The following is a 23,154-nucleotide window of genomic DNA, read 5'->3' on the forward strand; positions in this document are numbered from 1 at the left end:
ATTCCTCACGGGATGTTGAACGCAGCGGGCAGTGCCTCAAGCACCGCCTCGATCTGCGCCTTGAACGCCAGCGCCGTTGAGCGCTCGACCTTCAGCGAACTGAAGGCCAGCGCTGCATGCCAGGTGCCATTGAACCGGCTCAAATGCAGGACGAAGTCGTAATTGCCGCCGGAGCGGTTGACCAAGGTCGAAAAGCCGAGCACAGCCGCCGCGGGATGCGTCAGGTAGCGGTCCAGCGGCCCGGTGTTGGTAAACGCCAGGGCGGGCCGCGGGGTGTGGTCGAGCACCGTCTCTTCATGTGCTCCCAAGCGCGCCTTGCCCTCGGCCACCGCCTGCGCATAGCGCTCGATACACCCACACATATCCGGGCTCTGGCTATCGAGCGTGGTTTTGCGCACTTCAATCAAGCAGGCCTTGGTCAGTGGAGCCCGATCGGCGCCAGGCTCACGTCGTGAATACGCGGTGAATAAATCAAACGCAGGCGCGCCGGAATGCCTGAGATAGCTATGAGCCAAGACCCCACCCCAGATGGCGTTGGTGCTGAAACCCGACGCCGCGCGCAGCTGATCAATGCGTTTTTCGGCGACGCTGCTGACCTGCAACCGGACAAAATCGGCGTGACTGGCTTTGCCTGTCTCGATGGGTGAACCGCGCCAATGCGCCAGGCGCAGGTGGAACGCATGCGCCGCCCGATCATTGAGATTGGCGGGCATTTCCCCCAGATAGCCGGCGAGGCTATTGACCAACCTGGCGGTGCTGTAACCGTCGGAGATCGCATGGTTACGCGTGAGTAGAATATGGGTCTGGTCGATCTCAGGGTCGGTCACCACCAGTGCCCGCCAGCCTTCCTGATCAGCCAGCAGGCGGTTCAGCTCAAGCTTGAGCAAAGCGTCGGATAGCAACGATGCAGGTGTTGCGCAAGGTAATGACTGCACCTCGTCCTCGACGGCCACGAACCCATACCTGTCGTTGCCGACAGGTACAATCTTCTGGCGCAGAAACCCATAGTCGGCGACCAATTGCCCAAATGCCTTGCACGCCCGCAGCGGACTGACGCACCCCGGCACCGTGAGCAACGTGGTCACTTGGGTGTTGCCGTTGCGATTAAGGAAATTCTGATGAAACCGCTGTTCGGTTTCGTCCAGCAAGCGGTGCGGCTGCATACCCGGCCTCCCTGGCAGTACCTATCGGTCGATGAATTGCATCATTCGCTGTTCGTAGCGCTCACCGGCAACCGCCCATTGTCCAAGCAGCGCCTCGATCGCCTGCAATTGCTCGTCGTTCAACACGCAGGCATCGGCGGCCACGTTTTCTACCAAGTAGGCGACCCGCTTGGTGCCGGGGATCACAGCCAAGTGCGGGCTGCGCGTGAGCAACCAGGCCAGCGCCAACTGCGCAGGCGTCATCGACCACGATGCGGCCAGCGCAAGAATCGACTCGGTCAAAAAGGTATTGGCGGCGAAGTTTTCTTCGCGAAAACGCGGGTCTTGCTGGCGGAAGTCATTGGCGTCGTAGTGGGTAGCGCTGGCCGCCTTGCCGGTCAGGAACCCGCGGCCCAATGGGCAGAAAGCGACGTAGCCAATCCCAAGGTTGTGCAGCAATGGCAGGATCTCTTGCTCGACATTGCGCTCCCACAACGAGTACTCGCCCTGTATCACTGAAATCGGGTGAGTGGCATGGGCGCGTTCGATGGTGCGCGTGCCCACCTCGCAAAGACCCAGGTACTTGACCTTGCCCTGCTCAACCAGACGCCCCATCGCTCCCACCACTTCTTCGATGGGAACCGCAGGATCCAACCGGTGCTGGTACAGCACGTCGATGTAATCGGTCCCCAAGCGCTTGAGCGAGGCCTCGACGACGCTTTGCAGATTGCTTTCAGAGCTGTCCACGCCAACGATCTGGCCGTCGACGATGCGGAAACCGAACTTGGTGGCGATGACCACCTCCTCGCGGCGCCCGGCAAAAGCGCGCTGCAACAGCCGCTCATTGGTAAACGGCCCGTAGGCCTCGGCCGAATCGAAGAAGTCCACGCCCAGCTCCAACGCTCGATGCAAGGTGCGCAGCGATTCGTTGTCATCCGTGGCGCCATACCACTGGCTCATCCCCATGCAGCCCAGTCCTATGCGGCCAACGTGCAGACCCTGCGTGCCCAACGTGATCTTCGAAACCATGGAATCGCCCTCCTTGTGATACTGATCGTTCTACATCTTTTTCAAATTATCGACGTCCCGTCAACATAATGTTTCTAAATATTTTATTTTATTTCTGCTTCGAATGGCCCTGACAAGAGCCGAAATAGGGGTAATAAACGATATAAATCAATTTATTAAATGAAAATAATCAGCTGAAAATGTTCATCAAGCCCAAACCAAATGATTGGATCCAATAAATAGAAACATATTGACACAAATATTTTGAGGGTCTAAACACTGCCAACAGAGACATACCAGTCTCTCTTCCCTTCCACGAGATCGAGGACGAACGCATGGGCAAGATGGACTCTTGGATCGGCCATTGGCAGCGCAGGGTGCCGACCTTCAAAGCGGAATGCGCCCAAGCGCAAGCGAACTATCTGGAAAGGCTCGACAAGCCCCTCAAGACCCAGGAACACGTGCTCGAGGACATCATTCACGTCTGCCAGAAGTCGCTGTTCTGGAAAGAAAACGTCTTTCAGGTCAGCCACTGCAACGGCAGGATTACCCGTACCAATATCCCGGTCATGACCTATGAAGGGTTCCGCGACTTTCTAGTGCGTGAAGGCCAGCAAAAAGGCGGGATACTCAGTTGCAGTCCGGTGGTGCGCTGGCTCAAGACCAGCGGCACCACCGGGCAGTCCAAACGCATTCCCTACACACTGCACTGGATTCGTCAGTATCGGGTGCCGGCCATCCAGGCCATGTGGGGGTTCTTTGCCCATGACTACCCCGCCCTGCACGCAAATCCGTGGGCCACACTGGACACGCAAACCGTGCGCGACCCAAGCAACGAGTACGTTGAAGGCTTGCCCTACCAGGCGATCAGCAACCGCCACCCGCAGATCGGCAGCGGCGACTGGAACCCGCCCTGGTATGAAGCGCCATGGTTCACGCCGACGCCGGATGCCAGCCATGAGCAGAAGATGTATGCGCGGCTGCTGTGGACGCTGGGTGAGGACGTCAGATTACTCACGGCCATCAACCCCAGCACCCTGCTCTCCCTGCACCATTGCCTGCTGGAAAACCGTGAACGCCTGCTGCGCGACCTGCACGACGGCGCCCATGCCGGTAGCCTCCTGCGGGCGGCTGACCCCGCGGCTGCGCGCCGGCTGGAGGGCGTGCTGGCCCGCGACGGCGTGTCGCTGACAGATGTATGGCCGGGGCTGGAGCGCTTCAGTTGCTGGACTGCCGCGTCGGCCAAGCTCTACAAGCCACAATTGGAGCGAATCATGGGGCAGGCCAAGGTGCTGCCGTTCATGTCATGCGGCACCGAAGGCGTGGTGACCCTGCCGGTGGATGACGATCAGGACAGCCAGCCGCTGGCGGTGGATCAGGCGTTCTTCGAGTTCATTCCCGTGTCAGTGGACATGGATGCGCTGATACGTGATCAGGTGCAGCCGTACACCGTGCCCCTGGATCAGCTCAAGGAAGGCGACGAATACCATCTGGTCATGTGGCAGGGTAACGGCATGGTGCGCATGTACACCGGCGACATCTATCGCGTGCACGGCTACTACCGTGGCGTGCCGCGTATCAGCTTCAGCCGGCGCAATGGGGTGATGCATTCTTTCACTGGCGAAAAGATCACCGAGACCCAACTGCACGAAGCGGTGCAGATGTGTGGCATCCCCAACGCCGGGCTCTACCTGTGCGCCCCGGTCTGGAACGAAACGCCCTATTACGCCGTGGCCATCGAGGCGGCAGGCGCGCCTTGCGGTGAATCGGAGAGCCTCAGCCAGTTACTCGATGGGCATCTGCAGGCGATCAATATCGAGTACGAGTCCAAGCGTTCCAGCAAGCGTCTGGGGCAAATCAAGGTCATCACTGTGCCTGGCAACGCGATCTCCATGGCGATCGAACAGGAAAAAGCCGCCAGGAAAACCCTGCAGATCAAGTACAAGCCCTTCCAACCCGACCTGTCCCTGCTGGGCATCCAGCAACTCTGATCTTGAGAGGCATTCATGAATATGCACTTGTTTCAGCACAGCATTGCGCGTGAAGTCCACTACCTGGCTCAGGCAGACCGCCGGATGGCCCTGCATGCCTGGCGCCCGCAGCGGCTGCAAGGCGCCATCCTGTATTTTCATGGACTGCAAAGCCACGCCGGTTGGTTGTGGTCGGTAGGCAATGCATTCGCCAACCTGGGCATCGCGTTCTACGCCCTGGACCGCGAAGGATGCGGTATCAGCAGCGGTCAGAAACATGGGTTCCCGGACGTGCGGACGCTACACGAGGATGCCTCGGCCGCCATCGAACACATTCGCCGCGAAGTGCCCGACGATGTGCCGCTCTGCCTGTTCGGGCACTGCCTGGGCGGATCGGTGCTGGCCGCCATCGCAAGCTGCTCCCACGCCGAGCTGCCCTATGACAACCTCGTCATCTGCTCGGCCTGGCTGGGCAAGATGCACGACCGGCTCAGTGAACAGGAGCGCGCCGGCATCGACCTGGACGACAGGCAGACGCTGTGGGATGCGGGGCTCAACCCCGACGACTTCACCGCCAACCCGCATCTGGCCGAATTCATCCGCAACGACGCGCTGGCCACCACTCACCTGCACCATCGGGAGCGCAAAAAACTGCTGGCGCTGGAAAAGGTCTACCTGGCGCCCGATGCCCGGCCCATCGACGCACCCAGCCTGTTTATCTGCGCCAACAAAGACCCATTGGTGGATGTAAACGCCACCGTCGGCCACTTCCAGCGTCTGTGCCGCAACGGCTCTACCCTGCTGGTGAATCAGGACAAGCATTACCTGTTCTTCACCCCGGCGATGGGCCAGGTAGTGCAGTTCACCGCAGATTTCGTCAAAGCCAACGGACGCTACGCCTATGACGCCGCCTGAGGTCTACCTCGTGCGCCAACCCATGGCCAACCCGTTCGTGCACGGTGCCCACCGACGACACACGTCAGACAGCGTGGTGCTCAGTTGGACCCGCGGCGGCTTTACCGGGATCGGCGAATGCGCGCCGCGCCGCTACGTGACCGGCGAAGACTGCGAGTCGGTGCTGGCGCAGCTGCGCAGCCTCGACTTCACGCAGCTGGCGCGCGCATTGGCCAGCGGCGATCCCGTCGACCGGGGTCGCGCGCTGTATGAGCATGGCCTGCCATTCGAGGCCGGTGACGACCTGGGTAACAACACGCGGTGCGTGGTGGAAATGGCGGTACTCGACGCACTGGCTCAACAGGCCGGCCTGCCGTTGTCCGCCTACCTGCTGCGCATCACCGAGGCAGCTGCGACGGCACGCCGCGCCCTGCCCGCGCAAATCAACATCACCCAGGTACTCGACCTGTCGCAACCGGTGCAGGCGTTCTTCGAACAGCGCAAACCGTTGCGCTCGCTCAAGCTCAAACTGGCCGGCGATCCGCACGCCAACCAACAACGCCTGGAAACCATCCGGGCACTGGCGCCGACCCTGGCGTTGTACGTCGACCCGAATATGAGCTGGTCGGCCGAGCAACTCCACGGCAACGCGCGGCAGTTTCACGCACTGGGCATCGCGCTGTTCGAGGAGCCCTTGCCGTCCGGAAGCCTGGAAGATTACCGCCAGGCCCGGCTCAAGCATGGCGTGGCAATCATGCTTGACGAGTCGGTCACCTCAATGTCCAGCCTGGAGCAAGCCTGGCAACACCAGGCGCTGGATGCGGTGAACCTTCGGGTCGCCAAATGCGGCGGGCTGCTGGCCAGCGCAAGAATGATCGAGCAATGCCACGCGTGGGGGCTGCCCGTTTACCTCGGCGTGCAAGTCGCCGAAGTTGGCCCGCTGATCGCCGCGCACCGTGCGCTGCTCACGGCCTACGAGGGTTTTATCGGCGTGGAAGCCGGACAACACGATCGTTTTTTCGACACCGACCTGCTCGAACCGATGCCGACCATTGATAGGGAACACAACGTTATTCACTTGCCCGGCCCGACGCGAGCGGGCCTTGGCTGCCGGCTGACGTCCCATGTACAGCCTTACCACTGTGCAATCGGTGCTGATAGACACCCCAACGAATCTCTTCACATGGAGCGTGCGCGATGAAGTATTTTTCCGATCTGCTTGTCGACCTTCTGATCAACCAGGGCATCGAGTACGTCTGCTTCAACCCCGGCGCGTCATTTCGCGGCATTCATGACTCGCTGGTGCATCACCCCGACACGGCTGTACCGGCCATTCTGATGTGCTGCCACGAGGAAATTTCGGTGGCCATGGCCCACGGTTATTACAAGGCCAGCGGCAAGCATATGGCGGTACTGGTGCATGCCAATATCGGCTTGCAGCACGCGAGCATGGCCATCTTCAACGCCTGGTGCGATCGGGTCCCGCTGGTGGTGCTGGGCGGCAACGGGCCGATCGATGCCGCGCTGCGTCGCCCCTGGATCGACTGGATCCACACGTCCCAAGGCATCGACAAGTTGCTCTCGGGCTACACCAAATGGACCGATATGCCGGTTTCCCAGGCCGCCACGCTGGAATCGGTGCAACGGGCGCTCAAGCTGTGCGCGGCCGAGCCTCACGCCCCTTGTTATGTCGCCATCGACAGTGCGGTTCAGGAGGAGTCACTGGCTCCAGGGCTCTCACTGCCATCCGGTCCGGTTCGCCCGGAACGCCTGCCGGCACTGGACGATGAGCAACTGAGCGAACTGGTGAACCGCATGCTGGCGGCGCAACACCCCGTGATCGCGATTGATTACGCCGCGCTGGATGACGAGCAGGCCGAGCAACTGCTGGGGCTCGCCACCCTCACAGGCGCGGCGGTGATTTCACGTAACGGCCGCTACAACGTGCCCAATACCCATCCGCTGGTGGTCCAGGACCACGATGCACAACTGATGGGCGACTGCGACTTTCTGCTGGCCCTGGAAGTTCAGGACCTGTCCGGGCTGCTCGTCCACTCCGGGCAACACCCCCATGACGGGCTCTACATCGCGACCCTGGGTACCCACTCGCTGTTGATCAGCAGCTGGGTGGCCGACAGTCAGAAACTGGTGTGCGCCGACCTGGCACTGCATGCCAACGTGGCGGCCTCCATCACCCGAATTGCACAGGCGGCGCGGGTATCGGCGGCGTCTCGCGATAACACGGCACAGGCGCTGGTCGACGAACGTAACAAGCGCATTGCGGCCCACAAGCAGGTGCGTCGCCAGGCGCTGCTGGCGCAGGTCACCCAACCCGCCGACGGCTTGACCATCGCCCAGGCACTGATCGCCATTCATGAAGCCATCGGCCACGAACGCTGGGTCTTGACCAACACCGGCAGCGTGACGATCGACACCCTGGTGCGCGAACTCTGGCCTATCGAGCGCAGTGAGGCGTATATCGGCATGAGCGGCGGCGCCGGGCTGGGTTATGGCCTGGGCGCTGCAATCGGTGCCGCGGTCGCCCACAAAGGCAGCGGCCGGCTGTGCGTCAACCTGCAATCGGATGGCGACCTGCTCTATACGCCGAGCGCCCTGTGGACCTTGTCCGCCTACGACATTCCACTGCTGGTGCTGGTGATCAACAACCGCCTCTATCTCAACTCCAAGCAGCATGCCGAACGGATTGCCAACCTGCGCCAACGGCCAAGCGACTTGTCGAACCTGGCGACCAGCTTCCATGAGAACGAGGTGGACTTTGTTGCCCTGGCGAAAACCTTTGACCTCTACAGCCCTGGCAGTGCCGAGACTGCGGCGCAGATCCAGGAAAAGATCGCCGACTGCCTGTCCTACATGCACACCCACGGCAAGCCTGCCTTGCTTGAAATCAAGACCCTCTAGGAGCTTCTCATGTCGATCATTTTCGAATGCGCGCGGGACGGCCAGCGCTACGTCACCCGCCCCAGCTCCGTCGGGCCCTACACCCTTTATCCGGTGAGCGATCTGTACACGCTGCTGCGCGACACACCGGCGGGTGAATACCCCGGCGGACCGCTGGAATACCTGCGCGAGCACAGCCCTGCGCCGTTGATCGTCGCGGACCTTGCCGGCTTCGAGCTGCTGCCCTGCCTGCAGCCGCCCGACCCACGCCAAGGCATGGTGTGCGGCTTTGGCTTGACCCATCAGAGCAAAGTCGCGGAACCACCACAACACGGCGAGCGCCCGGCCTTCTTTATCAAGGGCTTTGCCGACTCCCTCAAGCGCAGCGGCGACGTGCTGCGCATGAACCACGGCGCGCTGTCGGCATGCGAAGAAGCTGAAGTGGTGGCGCTGTTTCTGGTGGCCGATGACAGCCGCCCGAACTATATCGGCTACACCTTCGGCAACGACCTGACCGATATCGTCCTGGCCAAATCCAAGCGCAACTACCTGGCCTACGCCAAGTTGCAACCCAGCGCCATCTCCCACCTGCTCTACCGTCAGCCCCTGCCCGAGCTGATACAGGGCAAAACCTCTATCTACCGAGCGGGCAACCTGCACTGGGAGCAAGGCTTCAGCACCGGCCTGTCGTGCCTGTGCTATGACGCCGACGACCTGTTCGGAACCCTTTGGCAGCACCCGTCGCTGCGCCTGCCCGGCACGCTGATTTACCTGTACCTGGGCGCCGATCGCAACAGCGCCGATGCCGGCATCCACCTCAGCCACGGCGATACCGTGGTGTGTGATTTCGACAGCGGCCCGCGCCTGAGCAATTTGATCGAATGGGAGAACGTCCATGTTTAAGCGCATTGTTTTGCTCAAAAGCCCTGAAGCGGCCGCCGTATCCGCGCTGCTGCAGGAACTGCACGCATTTCCCGGCCAGGTGCCCGGCCTGGTCGCGGTGGAGGTGATCGCAGACAGCGGAGAGCGTTCGCTGGGCTTTGACCAGGGTTTTATCCTGACGTTTACCGACGAGTCGGTACTCCCTGGCTGGCGGGAACATCCGCTGCACGCGGGCTTGCGCCCCAGGTTGCGCGCGCTGTGCCAGATGTTGATTTTCGATTACCCCCTCCCTGCGCCCTTGCACCAGAAGGAAGACCGCTATGCCTGAGTTTGAACCCACTACTGAGGTCTTGGTCATCGGCGGCTCCGCCGGTATCGGTTTTGCAATCGCCAAACTGTTCCACCAGCAGGGAGCAAGAGTCACCCTGGCCGGGCGCAGTACGGCGCGATTGCATCAAGCTGCGCACGACATCGGCCCGGACGTGGCAACCGAGGCACTGGACGTCATGCAACCGGCGCAGCTGGAGGTTTTCTTCGCCCGACCGACGCGCTGGAAGCATATTGTCGTCACCGCCGCCTCGCTGACCTTCGGCCCACTGCGTAGCGTTTCTCTGGAGGATGCCCAGCGCATCTTCGACAGCAAGTTCTGGGCGGCTTATCACATTGCCCGGCTCGCCACCTTTGCCGAGCACGGCTCGCTCACGCTGGTCTCTGGGCGCTTTGCCCAGCGTGCCGGTGCGCAAACTGCGCTGATCAGCGCAGTCAATGCCGGCATTGAGGGGCTGGCACGTGGGCTGGCCAGCGAGCTTTCACCGGTGCGGGTCAACGTGCTCTCACCGGGTTTTGTCGACACTGGCATGCATCCCGCAGCACTGGTACAAAAAATGCGCCAGCGCAGCCAATCACTGCCCGTCAAGCGCATCGCGCTTGCTGAGGACATCGCCTCGGCCGCCCTGTTGCTGGCGACCAACCCGATGATCAGCGGCACTGTGCTGGCTGTGGATGGCGGCGATACGGTGACATTAACCTGAGGTTTGCGACGCCTGGGCGAAATTCTGAATCAAGACTGAGATAGACTGGTCTATATCAGAATGTTACGGTTTTCGCCCATTTCCGCTGCCCGAGCCTGGAGTTCCGAGTTGTCCGTATCGAAAAAGCAGCATGTCGTCGACACTGCTACCAACCTGTTTTCCCAGTACGGTTTTCACCCCGTGGGCGTCGACTGGATCATTGAAGCCTCTGGCGTCGCCAGGATGACGATGTACCGTAATTTCGCGGGTAAAGAGGACTTGGTCAAAACCGTGCTGTTACAGCGCTCGGATCATCTGCTCAAGCAACTGAAGACGCGTATGGACGAAAAACCCAGTCTGGAAGAGAAGATCATTTCGATCTTTGATTGGCGAGGTCAGTGGTTCTGCTCGACCAGCTTCGCAGGCTGCTTGTTCGGTCGAGCGGTGGCCGAATTCCCGGAACGCTCGGATATCCGTGAGATTGCCCTCGATTACAAGCGCAAGCTTCATGGACTTGTAGAAAATGAAATCATCCGTCACTACCCACAAGAGACCGCTACGACACTCGCGACCTACATCATTATGCTGCTGGACGGCGCGACGGTGAGCGCTCAGGCGTTCAGTGGACGTCACTTTGCGAGTGATGCATGCGATGCGGCGTTAATGTTGCTTCGATTCAATGTAGGCAAGCAAATTCGCTGAGCGGCTCATTGGCGCTCGAGTGGACTCCGGCTGTCGATCACCTTGTAGATCAGATCGCGTTTGCTGCGCGGTAACTTCTTGACCACGCTATTGGCCGAAGCCCTGACGGCTTCGTTACCGTCCTAGAGCCCAGTCAAAATGTTTTCGGCGCCCCTGAAAGTCTTTGAGCAACCGACATCACCTTCACAAATAATACTGGCACCCACAACACGCCTAGTACTGTTGCCGCGAGCATTCCGCCGACAACCCCGGTTCCGATCGCTTGCTGGCTGGCAGCACCCGGCCCGGTGGCGAGCGCCAGGGGCACCACGCCCAGGATAAATGCCGCTGACGTCATGATGATCGGGCGAAAGCGCAGGCGTGCGGCCTGGATCGCTGCATCTGCAAGGCTCGCACCTTGGGCATGCAGCGCTTTGGCAAACTCGACAATCAGGATCGCGTTCTTCGCCGACAGGCCAATGATCGTGATCAAGCCCACCTTGAAATAGACGTCATTGGGCATGTCCATGACGGTGACGGCAGCCACTGAACCCAGCACGCCAACCGGCACGATCAACAGCACGGCAAACGGTATCGCCCAACTTTCATACAAGGCCACGAGTACCAGCAGGATCGTCAACAGTGATAGACCGATCAACAGCGGTACCTGGGCACTGGATTGTTGCTCCTGCAAAGACAACCCGGCCCATTCCAGGCTGAAACCGGCCGGCAGTTGCGTAGCGATGTCCTGCAATGCCTGCATCGCCTGGCCGGTGCTGTAGCCGGCCGCGGCGTCACCGGTAAAGCGCAGCGATTGTGCGCCGTTGTAACGCACGATCTGCAACGGGCCGACTTGCCACTCGAAACGGCTGAAGGCCTCCAGCGGCACCAGTGTATTCTGCCGATTGGGCACTTGCAGGCGCAGCAGCGCTTCGGGTGTCTGGCGGCGGCTGCCGTCGGCCTGGACGATCACGCGCTGCATGCGCCCCTGGTTGGCGAATTCGTTGATTTGCTGTGAGCCCAGGGCCGCCGATAACGCGGCGCTGACCACATCGAAACTCACACCAAGGGCCTCGGCTTTTTCCCGATCGATGTCGATTTTGATCTGCGGTGCGTCCGCCAGGCCTTCATCGCGCAGGCTGCCGATCACCGGGGACGCCTTGGCCGCGGCGAGCAGTTGCGCGCGGGCGCCCAGCAACTCGCCGTGAGGGTGGCCGGTCAGGTCTTGCAGGCGCAGTTCAAAACCGGCGGACGTGCCAAGGCCATCGACCGCCGGCGGCACGGTGCTGAACACGGTGCCGTCGCTGACATCTTCAAAGGTCTGGGTCGCGCGCTGTGCCACGGCGCGGCTGGCCTGCTCCGAGCCGCGAACCGACCAGTCCTTGAGGCTGATATACGATAAAGCGGCATTGGCCCCCTCGCCCGAAAAGCTGAAGCCCAGGATACTGAGCACCTGGTGGGTGGCCGGTTGTGCCAGGGCGTATTGCTCCCAGGCGTTCACCGTCACCTCGGTGCGCGCTGCGGAGGCCGCTGGCGGCAGTTGGATATCGGTGACGGTGTAGCCCTGGTCCTCACTGGGAATAAAGGAGGATGGCAAGCGGTGATAGGAAAACACCAGCACCGCCAGCAATAACAGGTACAGGCAAACACTGCGAGTGCCCCGCCGCACCCAGGCGCCGACAACGCGCTCATAGTGTGCGGTCAACTTATCAAAATGGCGGTTGAACCCAGGCTCCCGCCGTGTCGGATCCAGAGGCGTTAGTAATGCCGCACACAGCGCCGGCGTCAGGGTCAGCGCGAGGAACCCGGAGAACAGAATCGATACCGACAACACCAAGGCGAACTGCTGGTAGATCACGCCCACCGAACCGCCCATGAAGGCCAGCGGCAAAAACACCGTTGCCAGCACCAGTGTAATGCCGACAATCGCGCCGCTGATCTGACGCATGGCCTTGCGGGTCGCGTCCTTGGGCGACAGGCGCTCCTGGTTGATCAAACGCTCGACACTTTCCACCACGACAATGGCGTCATCCACCAGCATGCCGATGGCCAGGACCATGCCGAACAGGGTCATCATATTGATGGAAAACCCCAACACCCCCATCACTGCCAGTGTGCCCGACAGGCACACCGGCACAACCACTGCCGGGATCAGGGTATAGCGCAGCTTCTGCAAAAACAGCCACATCACCAGGAATACCAGGACCATGGCTTCGATCAAAGTGTAGACGACCTGCTTGATCGCGGCCTGGACAAAGGGTGCCGTATCGTACGGCACGCTCAAGCGCATATTGCCCGGCAAGGTGCTCGACAGATGCTCCAGACGCGCCTTGACCGCCTGTGCGGTCTGCAACGCATTGCCACCCGGCGCAAGTTGCACCGACATGGCGGCCACGGGCCTGCCGTTGAGGCGCGCATCGAAGCGGTAGTCCTGGCGTCCCAGTTCCACCCGCGCCACATCGTGAATCCGCACACTGGCGCCATCATCATTGGCGCGCAGGACAATATTGCCGAACGCGCCCACCGACTCCAACTGGCCCTGAACCATGACGGTAGCGGTTATCTGCTGGTCCACCGGGCCCGGGCGGTCACCCATGCTACCGGCCGGTACCTGCACGTTCTGCGCCGCGATGGCTTTGCTCACGTCCGCCATCGACAGGCCATAACCCACCAGCTTCGCCGGGTCGACCCAAATGCGCATGGCGCGTTCGGCGGTATACATCTCCACGCGACCGACCCCGTCCACACGACGAATTTCATTGTTCACCGCGCGGGCCGCAAAGTCGGCCAGGCCGACCGAATCCTGCTGCTCGTCGGTGTACGACAGGGCATAGATCATCAGGAAGTTCGCGCGTACCTGCTCGACTTTCAACCCCTGCTCGATCACCGTCTGGGGCAAACGCCCCACCACCCGTTGCAGGCGGTTTTGCACGTCGATCTGCGCGCGATCCGGGTCAGTGCCCGGCTTGAAGGTGACGGTCGTATCTGCACTGCCATTGGCACTGGTGGACTCGTAGTAGAGCAAGTCCGGCAAGCCGTTGAGCTCCTCTTCCAGCAGGCTGGTGACGTTGAGGTTGATGATCTGTGCCGACGCGCCGGGGTAGCTGGCACTCACGCTGATTTGCGGCGGCGCAACGTCGGGGTACTGGCTGACCGGCAAGCGGCCGAGCGTCAATGCGCCAGCCAATACGATAAACAGCGCGATGACCCAGGCGAAATTCGGACGCTCAATGAAGAAGTCGGCCATTTCAGTCTGTGGCCCGTCGTGCAGCCAGGGTTTCGACATGGACCTTGCTACCGGCGCTGAGCTTGTCGGCCCGTTCCACCACCACCCGCTCACCCGCCTTCAAGCCTTGGATGATCTGCCAGTCGGGGCCGAGCATCGCGCCGGTGCTGACGATGCGCTCCCGAATCACGCCTTGGGCGTCGACCAGCATCAGCCGAGCTTGTCCGTCGGTGCCACGCTGCAACGCCTGCTGCGGCACGAACAACGCCTGTGGGTCGACCCCAGCCGGCGCCACCACCCTTACGTACATACCGGGCAGCAGCACGTTATCGGGGTTGGGAAACTCACCGCGCAAGGTCACCTGGCCGGTGCTGCGGTCTACGGAAATATCGGAGAACAGCAGCTTGCCCACGAGAGTCTGCGCCGGTGTGCCAACCTGCAACGAGACCTGGGGCGCACCCTCCCCAGGCAACACCAGGCGGCCGTTGGCCACCGCTTGGCGCAACGCCACGACCTGTTCGGCGGGCTGGGTGAAATCAGCGTAGATCGGGTCCAGTTGCTGAATCCGTGCCATCTGTGTGGCCTCGTCCTGGCCGACCAGCGCGCCCTCACTGACCAGCGCACGGCCTATGCGACCGCTGATCGACGCACGCACCTGGCAGTAATCCAGATTGAGTTGTGCGGTGGCCCGGTCAGCTTCTGCGGCCAGACGGTCGGCCTTGGCGCGCTTGAGGTCGGCCATCGCGTCATCAAATAACTGCGGGCTGACCGCATTGATCTCGACCAATTGCTTGTAGCGCTGCACATGCGCGTTGGCGCGATAGACGTCCGCCTCGGCCCTGGCCAGATCACCTTCGACCCGCATCAGTTTGGCCTTGAGCGGTGCCGGGTCGATGCTGAATAGCAACTGACCGGCCTTGACGTCACTGCCTTCGACAAAATGCCGCGCCAGCACCACCCCGGCAACCCGCGCGCGCACTTCTGCGACGCGCACCGGCTCGATGCGGCCCGGCAGCTCGGCAGTCATGGCAAAGGCGCGGGGTTGTACGGTCAGGGTCTTGACTTGCGCCGGCAGCGTCCTGGACGCCACGGGCGGCGGCGCAGGGTCGCAGCCGCCAAGGGCCAGCGCAGCAAACAGCAGTGTCGATACAGCCTTGTGCATGTGTCGTCCTTACGCTGAAAAATGCGCACTTCCATGCCATTGGCAGGCACCGGGCATCGCTCGATCAGGGCTGCGTGGCGATCGAGTGGGCGGCCTGGAACAGGATCTGCGCAACAAAATCAATTTCCTGCTCGGTAATGATCAGCGGCGGCAGGAAGCGCACCGTTGCTCCGTGACGCCCACCCAGCTCGACGATCAACCCATGTTTGAGGCACGCCTGCTGGAAAGCCTTGGCCCGCGCACTGTCCACCGGCGGATGCCCTTGTACATCAGGCTCCCCGCACGGGTCGACGATTTCCATGCCGAGCATCAGGCCACGGCCGCGAACATCACCGACCCAGGCGAATTCACTTTGCAGCGCCTGCAACTGCTTGCGCAAGTGCGCGCCGACCGTCTCGGCGTGGGCCACCAGGTCATTGTCGCGGATGAAGCGCAAGGTCGCCGTACCGGCCGCCATAGCCAATTGATTGCCTCGGAAAGTGCCGGCATGCGCACCGGGTTGCCAGACATCCAGCGCGTCGTTATAGACCATGACCGACAACGGCAGGCCACCACCGATGGCCTTGGACAGGGTGATGACGTCCGGGGTGATACCCGATTGCTCGAAACCGAACATACGGCCGCTGCGGGCAATGCCGCATTGGATTTCGTCGACGATCAGCGGGATACCGTGGGCACGGGTCAAGCGTCGCAGTTCCTGGAGCCAGCGGTCCGGCGCGGCGATCACACCGCCCTCGCCCTGGATCGGCTCCAGGATCATCGCAGCCGGCAATGTCACACCGCTTTCCGGGTCGTTGAGCAGATGTTCCAGGTAGCGCACGTTGAGGGTTACACCTTGATCGCCGGCAACACCAAACGGGCAGCGGTAATCATGCGGGTACGGCAGGCGTTGCACGCCCGGCATCAAGGCGCCGAGGGCATTTTTTGGTGACAGGTTGCCGCTGATGGCCAAGGTGCCCAGGGTCATGCCGTGATAAGCACCTTCGAACGCCAGCACCGAATGACGACCGGTTGCGGTGCGAGTCAGTTTGAGTGCGGCTTCCACGGCATCCGCACCGCTGGGGCCGCAAAACTGGATACGCGCGTTGCGCGCGAAGTCTGCCGGCAGGCAGCCGAAGACTTCCTGGACGAAGGCATCCTTGACCGGCGTCATCAGGTCCAGGGTATGCATGGGCACACCGGCCGCCATCACGTGCGTGATCGCCTCGATGACCACGGGGTGGTTATGGCCCAGCGCGAGGGTTCCTGCGCCAGCCAGGCAATCGACGAATACTTGCCCGCGACTGTCCTGTACGTAGATTCCATAGGCGCGTTCAAGCACCAGGGGGATGCGTCGTGGGTAGCTGCGGGCGTTTGATTCCTGCTGTTGCTGGCGCTCGAGCATCGGCGTCAGGTCCAGGCAATAAGGGTGGGACAGGCCGGTATGCGCCAGGCGTAGCTGTGGCGCACCACCGTGCGTGGCATTCGAAAAAGCGCTCATGAGATCCTCCATGGAGGCTGGGTGTGGAAGCAAGTGGGACTGCCTGGGCACAAGCGCGCCAGGCAGCAAACAGCTTGAAACCAGACGCTGGGAATGCGTATCCCTGCGCCCATCGACTTACATGTCGTAACGCAATACCAGACCGAATGTGCGCGGGGCGCCCACATCGATGATGTCGCCAATGCGGTTGCTGGTGACGTATTCCTTGCCGAAGGCGTTTTTCAGGTAACCGGACACCGCAACGTTCTTGGTCACTTTGTATTCAGTGCTGAAATTGGTCAGCACGTAGTTGTCACTGCGGCGTACTTTGCTGACGTTGCCGTTGGCGTCGAACTCGAAGTCGGACGGCGCGGTGCTCTGGTAGGTGAGATCGGTGTTGAGGGTCAGGCGGTCGTTCCAGCGGTAGGTACCGCCCACCGACATTTTGTATTTCGGCGAGTAGAGGAACGGCTGGCCGCTACGATCCAGGCCGTCGCCGGTGTTGAAGTCCTTGTATTTGGCATCGGTGACGGCGCCGCCGATGTTCAGGGTCAACTGCTCACCGAAGTCTTTTTCGACGCTGACTTCCAGGCCCTTGATGTCGCTGCGACCGGCGTTGTACACAAGGAAGAAATCGCCCGACGGATCGAGCACGCTGACCTGCTGGTCTTTCCAATCGGTGTAGTACAGGTTGGCGCGCGCACGCAGGCTCTTCTCGAGGAACGACCCACGGTACGACAGCTCGTAGTTGGTGGTGTATTCCGGATCGTAAGCCTGGTGGCCGCCACCGGCACGCACGTTGACGCCACCGCCTCGGTAGCCTTTCTGCACCATGAAACCGACGTACTGATCAGGAATGAACTGATAATCGACGCCCAGCTTCGGCAGGAACGCGTGGAAGCTCTTCTTGACCTTGCCAGGACTGGAGAAATCATCCTGCTCGATATCGGTGTCGTTGGTTTCGTAGTCGTAGCGCAGGCCGGTGATCAAGGTCCAGTTCGGCGCGAAATCCCAGTCCACTTCGCCAAACAGTGCGGCGTTGTTGATAGCGACATCGCCTTTGGCCGCACCGCGTTGCACATTGTTGAACAGCAAGCGGTCGTGGAAGCTGTTGGTAGTGCGGCCAAAATACACGCCACCGAAGCTGCGGACCGTGTCGGACTCATAACCCAGGCGCAGTTCCTGGCTGAACATGTTGCCGGCCTGATTACGCAGGATCTCGTTGTTCGCCGTGGCGGTCTGGTCGAAGTCCTTGCGCGCCGTGTAGTCCGAGTGGGTGTAGGTGGTCAGGTTGGTCAGTGTCCAGGCATCGTTGAGGCGCCAGTCGATCTTCGCGCTCAGGGTGTCCTGGTTAAGGTTGTCGTAGGCCTTGGTGTTCGAGGCGATCTTGTAATACTGCACCTTGTCGCCGATGCGGGTGATCGAGTTGTCACCCTGGCGGTGTTCGTTGTGTGCGTAGGTCAACAGCACATCGGTGTCATCGTTCGGCGTGATCAACAACTTGCCGCGATAGTTGCTCGTGCGGTGCGGGTTGGCATCGTCGTGATTGGTGGTGTTGCGGATATAACCGTCGCCGTCCTGGGTATCGATGGCGATGCGGCCGGCGATCTTGTCGTCGACGATCGAGCCACCGCCGGCCACGGCAACGCCGTGTTCACCGTAATTGCCAATATTGGTCTGGGCGGAGAAGGACGGATCGAAGGTTGGATTCTTGGTCTGGATCACCACCGCGCCAGCCAGGGAATTGCGGCCTTGGGTGGTGGACTGCGGGCCAAGGAAGACTTCGACCTGCTCCGTGTCCCACAGGCCGATCGGGCTCAATGTCAGCGCCCGGTTCGGTTGTTGGGCGCCATCGACGTACACCGACACCGCGCCGTTCAAGGTCGCCGGGCCCTGGTCATCGAAACCCGACACCGGTACACCACGGATCCCCCAGTTTTCGTTACCGGCCTGGTTGTACACGCCAGGGGTGCGGGCGAATACGTCGATCAGGTTGTGATCGGCTTTGTCGCGCAATTGCTGTTCGGTCACGACGGCGACGCTCGACTGAGTCTTCTCAAGCGAGCGGTTGATTTTTTCACCGGTGACGGTGACCGGCGCAATCTCCAGGGCAACGGGTTGATCGTCCGCCCATGCGCTGTTCAACAGGCACATGGCTGAGCCTACCGCCAACGCAAGTGTATTGATTTTGTAATTCACGCCCCGCCCCCCTACTGCAATTATTTGTATTTTTATCCGTTGGCAAACCGCTGTTTTTTCCCAGCGGGGCGGAGTCTAGTCGAAAAAAAATATTAAAGGAATAGTATTGATAATCCCTCTCATTCACACCTAATATGCTTTCTGTATTCACATATACACATTACGTTTCAAAGTCTCACCGAGGCCACTGCCCAGTTTTAACGGCCTGCTGTCACGTTGCTACAGAGCCAAAAAATAAACAGGATGTGCAAAGGATGACCTCAATCGAACACCCAAACGGACGTTCCGAGCCTGTTTCAATCAAGGATCAAGCCCACGGTGCAGCGGTATTGCCAAGGTACGTGCAGGCTACCCCAGGCCAATCGATCCATGCGCTCGAGCCCACGATCCGTGACAGCCTTGATGACAGCCTGCATACGGTGGGCGGCGTGCTGTTTCGCGGTTTCAACGTCGCCACCCCGATAGACTTCAAACGCTTTGCCGCCAGTTTCGGCGCGCCGCTGGCCAGCTACGAGTTCGGCTCCACGCCACGTAGCAAAGTGTTCGCCGGGGTCTACAGCTCGACGGAATATCCGGCCCACCAATTCATCCCTTTGCACAATGAGCAGGCCTATACCCGCCCCTGGCCCTCGCGTATCTGGTTTCACTGCATCAAGGCCAGTGAAACCGGTGGCGAAACGCCCATCTGCGACAGCCGCCTGATCTATCAGCGCATGCCCGCCGAGATTCGCGAGCTATTCGCCAGCCGCGAGTTGCTTTACGTGCGCAACTACAGCGGCGCCCTCGACCTGCCCTGGCAAAAAGTGTTCAACACCGAAGACCGCGCCCAGGTCGAACGCTATTGCCGGGACAACGACATCGAGTGGGAATGGAAAGCCGACGGCGACCTACGGACCCGTCAGCGCTGCGCCGCCGTGTTGCGGCACCCCGAGACCGGCGAGTGGGTCTGGTTCAATCAGGCGCATCTGTTTCACGTCTCGGCCATTGAACCCGACGTGCGTGCCAGCCTGCTGGCGGCCGTTGGTGAAGAGAACCTGCCGCGCCACGTGTATTTCGGCGACGGGTCGGCGATTCCCGATGCGATGCTCGATACGGTGCGTGCGGTCTATGACCAGACCGCCGTCAGCTTCCCTTGGGAACCCGGCGACATTCTGATGCTCGACAACCGACTGGTCGCCCACGGGCGCAATCCTTATACCGGTGACCGTAAAGTCATCGTGGCCATGGCGTAAATCCCACCATGTTTGCATTCAATCACTGGATCGAAGTGCTGGAGGCCAGCGCCCTGCACTTCCCGCAACGTGCTGCCTTGCATTTCCTGCCGGACGGCGTCGAGATCGGCGAAACGCTGACGTTTGGCCAATTGCACGAACAGTCCCAATCCCTGGCGGCCGCCTTGCAGGCGCGTTGCAGCCCAGGCGACCGCGTGTTGTTGATGCTGCCGAGCAGCCTCGATTATGCACGCGTGTTCTGCGCCTGCTTATATGCGGGGCTGATCGCCGTGCCGCTGTTCCCGCCGCCGTCACGCAAGCCGCGCCATCTGGATCGCGTGCGCAATGTCGTGATCGATGCGCAGCCAGCACTGATCCTTGCGCCCGTGGATCATTGCGAAGGTCTACGCGAATTGGTGGAAAATCGCGTCGATGTGTTGACCGTCAACGACCTCTGCGGCCCCGCACCTGATCAGTGGCAACGGCCGGCGGTCGATGGCGCCAGCGTGGCGTTCCTGCAATACACATCGGGCTCGACCGGCACGCCCAAAGGCGTTGAAGTGCGCCAGCGCAACCTGATCGCCAACGTCGAATTGATGCGCAAGGCCTACGGTTTCGATGAGCACGGCGCCATGGTCAACTGGCTGCCGCTGTACCACGACATGGGCCTGATCGGCGGCGTACTCGCCCCGCTCTACAGCGGCATGCCGTGCTACCTGATGGCCTCGCAGACCTTCGTGAATGCACCGTCCACATGGCTGCAGGCCTTGAGTCGCTACCGCGCTACCGCAAGTTTCGCGCCGAATTTTGCCTATGCCCTGTGCAACCGCGTGGTCAGCGACAGCCTTATCGCCCAGCTCGATCTGAGCGCCTGGCAGCACGCAATCAACGGCGCCGAGCCGATCCATCCCACCACCCTCGACGCCTTCGCCCGGCGCTTTGCCACGTGTGGCCTCAACCCCATGGCCATCAGCCCCGGTTACGGCCAGGCCGAAGCCACCTTGTGCGTCAGCGCAACGCCCGCTGACGCGCTCCCGGTGGTGTTGCGGCTGGACAAAAGCGTACTGGAAACCGGCCACGTGGCCCTGGCGTCCGACGACGCCGCTGCGGTTGAATTTGTCGCCTGTGGCTACCCGCAAGCGCTTCACACCATCGCCATTGCGGACCCGAACACCCACGAACGCTGCGCCGTCGACCGCATCGGAGAAGTCTGGCTGCAAGGCCCGAGCAACGCAGAGGCCTACTGGAAAAACCCCGATGCCAGCCGCTACGCGTTCGAGGCGCAGATTGTCGGTGAGCCCGGCCATTACCTGCGCTCAGGTGACCTGGGCTTCATGCATGAAGGTCAAATCGTCATCTGCGGCCGCCTCAAAGACCTGCTGATCCTCAACGGTCGCAACCTTTACCCCCACGACATCGAGTTTGCGATCACCGACAGTGAGCCGGGCATCCGCACCGGACGCATCGCGGCCTTCTCGGAGATGGACCCGCTGCTCGGTCGCGAGAAACTGGTGATCGTTGCCGAACCGCAGCGCAAGTTCGTCGACCCGGAGCATCACCCGGCGTTGTTCGCGTCGATGCAAACCGCCGTGCGTGAAGCAGCCGACTGCGGCATCGACCAGATTGTGCTGGTGCAGGCCGGCACCATCCCGATGACCACCAGCGGCAAGATCGCCCGCCAGGGTGCCCGCAGCCAATTGGCGGCCGGTACCCTGAGCATCATCGCCCAGAGCGGCGGTCAGGCAAGCACGCCAGTTGAACGCATCGATGTCGAGCAATTGTGCCGACAGCCGAGCGTTTCGGCCTGCCAGCAGTGGCTGGAACAGACGTTGATTGAGGTCAATCCGTACCTCAGCGTAGACGTCGAGCTCAGCCTGATCGGCTTGGGCCTGGACTCCATCGGCATCGCCGATTTTGCCGCCCGCCTGCACCGCGACCTGGGCTGGGACCTCGACACCCAGAGCCTGTTCGGCGAACGACGCCTGGCCGAATGGGCGCAGGCGCTGCTCGTGTACCTCCGGACTCCGGCACCCATTGCCAGTCTTGAATCAAACACTACTACCCACCCTAGCCGCCAATCCTTCGCCCAGCGCCGCCTGTGGTTCCTGCACCAGTTGAACCCGCAGGACACCCGCCACAACCTGGTATTGCACCTGAAGCTGCAAGGCCCATTGGACAGAGACGTCTTGTCGCAACGGCTCAATGCCCTGGTCGAGCGTCACAGTGTGCTGCGCACGGTCTATCACGATAGCGTTGATGGCCCGCAGCAACAGGTGCTGCCGGCCAGCAACGTGCGTTTGACCCTCCATGATCAATTGCCGGACTGCCTGGCCCAGGAACACGCCACCCCGATCGACCTCAAGCAAGGCCCGCTGCTACGCGCCCATCTGATCAGCCACGATCACCAGCATGACCTGCTGCTGACCCTGCACCACATCGCCTTCGACGGCCGCTCCGCACAACTGCTGCTGGCTGAACTGGCGGCTCAGGCCGCCAACGAAACGCCGGTGCAGTATCTGGACTTTGCCTGTTGGGAAGCTGCGCACTGGACAGACCAGCGTATCGCCACACACCAGGATTTCTGGCGCGAGCACCTGGTCGACGTGCCGCAAACCTTGGACCTGGGCGGCAGCGGCACTACCCGCGCCGAACACAGCCTGAATTTCAGCCTGCCCCAAGCTACCTGCGACGCCCTCGCCTGCGTCGCCCGTGAACACGGCATGACGCTGTTCATGCTGCTATTGGCCAGCTATCAGCTGGTGCTCAAGCAATTGGGCGGCCAGCAACGTTTTCTGCTTGGCACTGATGTGAGCGGCCGCCCGCTGGCCGTGCACAACGAGGTGATCGGCTTCTTCGTCAACCAACTGACCCTACGCTGTGAGATAGGCGAGAACGGCACGCTGGCGGACTTTTTCGCGCACGTGCGTGATGAGGCGCGACTGGCGTATGCCCATCAGGACCTGCCGTTCGATCTGGTTGTCGCGGCGCTGGCCCCAACCCGGCGCCCCGGCCATTCGCCGCTGTTCCAGGTCAAGCTCAACTATCAACCGTCGCGGGTCGCGCCGGTCACCCTTGCCGGCGCACAACTGACGAGCATGGACGTCGCGCAGGCGCCGGGAGACTTCCATCTGGTGCTCGACCTGGTGCATGCCGGCCACGGCATCGACGCCACGCTCAAATACCGTGGCGAATACTTCGATCAGCCCCGAGCCTTGCGCTTGCAGCATTTGTGGAGCCGCCTACTCGGCGAAGCCCGTGATCTGCTCGGCGAGTCCCTGCCCGCCCTGGCCAAGCGCCTTGACAATTGGGATCAGGCTTTCCAGCGCGAAAGCCAGCAGTCCCAAGCGCTTGCAGGTCGCCGTCAGTTGCTGCAAACCAAACGTCGCTCACTGACCCTTTGATCAAGGTAGAT

Annotated in this window: 16 protein-coding genes and 1 pseudogene; 10 read left to right on the forward strand and 7 right to left on the reverse strand. The window is 61.4% G+C overall.

The features are described from left to right. Positions 1–5: 5 nt before the first annotated feature. Positions 6–1,163: a hypothetical protein gene (locus LVW35_RS15240; RefSeq protein WP_233890916.1), complete on the reverse strand. Its 1,158-nt coding sequence runs from the start codon at positions 1,161–1,163 to the stop codon at positions 6–8. Positions 1,164–1,184: 21 nt separating this feature from the next. Continuing rightward, positions 1,185–2,171 carry an aldo/keto reductase gene (locus tag LVW35_RS15245; protein ID WP_233890917.1) on the reverse strand — a complete coding sequence of 329 codons (987 nt, stop codon included), beginning with the start codon at positions 2,169–2,171 and terminating at the stop codon, positions 1,185–1,187. A 314-nt stretch (positions 2,172–2,485) separates the two neighbouring features. Here LVW35_RS15245 and LVW35_RS15250 point away from each other — a divergent pair, with 314 nt between their 5' ends. From LVW35_RS15250 to LVW35_RS15285, 8 genes are all read left to right on the forward strand, one after another. Next, complete coding sequence (locus LVW35_RS15250) at positions 2,486–4,141, forward strand: GH3 family domain-containing protein (protein WP_233890918.1); 1,656 nt, start codon at positions 2,486–2,488, stop codon at positions 4,139–4,141. Positions 4,142–4,156: 15 nt separating this feature from the next. Further along, positions 4,157–5,035 carry an alpha/beta hydrolase gene (locus LVW35_RS15255; protein ID WP_233890919.1) on the forward strand — a complete coding sequence of 293 codons (879 nt, stop codon included), beginning with the start codon at positions 4,157–4,159 and terminating at the stop codon, positions 5,033–5,035. Continuing rightward, positions 5,022–6,215, forward strand: a complete 1,194-nt coding sequence (locus LVW35_RS15260; RefSeq protein WP_233890920.1) for an enolase C-terminal domain-like protein — start codon at positions 5,022–5,024, stop codon at positions 6,213–6,215. The genes LVW35_RS15255 and LVW35_RS15260 overlap by 14 nt, the downstream gene beginning before the upstream one ends. Further along, complete coding sequence (locus LVW35_RS15265; protein WP_233890921.1) at positions 6,212–7,933, forward strand: thiamine pyrophosphate-binding protein; 1,722 nt, start codon at positions 6,212–6,214, stop codon at positions 7,931–7,933. Before LVW35_RS15260 ends, LVW35_RS15265 begins: the two co-directional genes overlap by 4 nt. Positions 7,934–7,942: 9 nt before the next feature. After that, complete coding sequence (locus tag LVW35_RS15270; RefSeq protein ID WP_233890922.1) at positions 7,943–8,815, forward strand: sugar transporter; 873 nt, start codon at positions 7,943–7,945, stop codon at positions 8,813–8,815. Beyond that, positions 8,808–9,122: a Dabb family protein gene (locus LVW35_RS15275; protein ID WP_233890923.1), complete on the forward strand. Its 315-nt coding sequence runs from the start codon at positions 8,808–8,810 to the stop codon at positions 9,120–9,122. Before LVW35_RS15270 ends, LVW35_RS15275 begins: the two co-directional genes overlap by 8 nt. Further along, complete coding sequence (locus LVW35_RS15280; RefSeq protein ID WP_233890924.1) at positions 9,115–9,825, forward strand: SDR family oxidoreductase; 711 nt, start codon at positions 9,115–9,117, stop codon at positions 9,823–9,825. The genes LVW35_RS15275 and LVW35_RS15280 overlap by 8 nt, the downstream gene beginning before the upstream one ends. Positions 9,826–9,933: 108 nt before the next feature. Then, positions 9,934–10,506, forward strand: a complete 573-nt coding sequence (locus tag LVW35_RS15285; protein WP_233890925.1) for a TetR/AcrR family transcriptional regulator — start codon at positions 9,934–9,936, stop codon at positions 10,504–10,506. 5 nt (positions 10,507–10,511) lie between these two features. On the opposite strand, the pseudogene LVW35_RS29220 reads toward LVW35_RS15285, so the two are convergent. From LVW35_RS29220 to LVW35_RS15305, 5 genes and pseudogenes are all read right to left on the reverse strand, one after another. After that, positions 10,512–10,622, reverse strand: a pseudogene (locus tag LVW35_RS29220) (DUF7740 domain-containing protein); the annotation flags it as partial. Between the two features lie 17 nt (positions 10,623–10,639). After that, positions 10,640–13,732, reverse strand: coding sequence for a multidrug efflux RND transporter permease subunit (locus LVW35_RS15290; protein WP_233896484.1), 3,093 nt, complete (start codon positions 13,730–13,732; stop codon positions 10,640–10,642). A 1-nt stretch (position 13,733) separates the two neighbouring features. Then, positions 13,734–14,873, reverse strand: a complete 1,140-nt coding sequence (locus tag LVW35_RS15295; protein WP_233890926.1) for an efflux RND transporter periplasmic adaptor subunit — start codon at positions 14,871–14,873, stop codon at positions 13,734–13,736. Between the two features lie 64 nt (positions 14,874–14,937). Next, on the reverse strand, positions 14,938–16,353 hold the full coding sequence (locus tag LVW35_RS15300; RefSeq protein WP_233890927.1) for a diaminobutyrate--2-oxoglutarate transaminase: 1,416 nt from the start codon (positions 16,351–16,353) through the stop codon (positions 14,938–14,940). Positions 16,354–16,470: 117 nt separating this feature from the next. Then, complete coding sequence (locus tag LVW35_RS15305) at positions 16,471–18,531, reverse strand: TonB-dependent receptor (protein WP_233890928.1); 2,061 nt, start codon at positions 18,529–18,531, stop codon at positions 16,471–16,473. A gap of 254 nt (positions 18,532–18,785) precedes the next feature. Here LVW35_RS15305 and LVW35_RS15310 point away from each other — a divergent pair, with 254 nt between their 5' ends. Further along, a complete protein-coding gene (locus tag LVW35_RS15310) occupies positions 18,786–19,763 on the forward strand; it encodes a TauD/TfdA family dioxygenase (protein WP_233890929.1) in 978 nt (325 codons plus the stop codon). 8 nt (positions 19,764–19,771) lie between these two features. Then, positions 19,772–23,143: a condensation domain-containing protein gene (locus LVW35_RS15315; RefSeq protein WP_233890930.1), complete on the forward strand. Its 3,372-nt coding sequence runs from the start codon at positions 19,772–19,774 to the stop codon at positions 23,141–23,143. The last annotated feature ends 11 nt before the right edge of the window (positions 23,144–23,154 follow it).

Source organism: Pseudomonas sp. HN11 (assembly GCF_021390155.1).
GTDB lineage: Bacteria > Pseudomonadota > Gammaproteobacteria > Pseudomonadales > Pseudomonadaceae > Aquipseudomonas.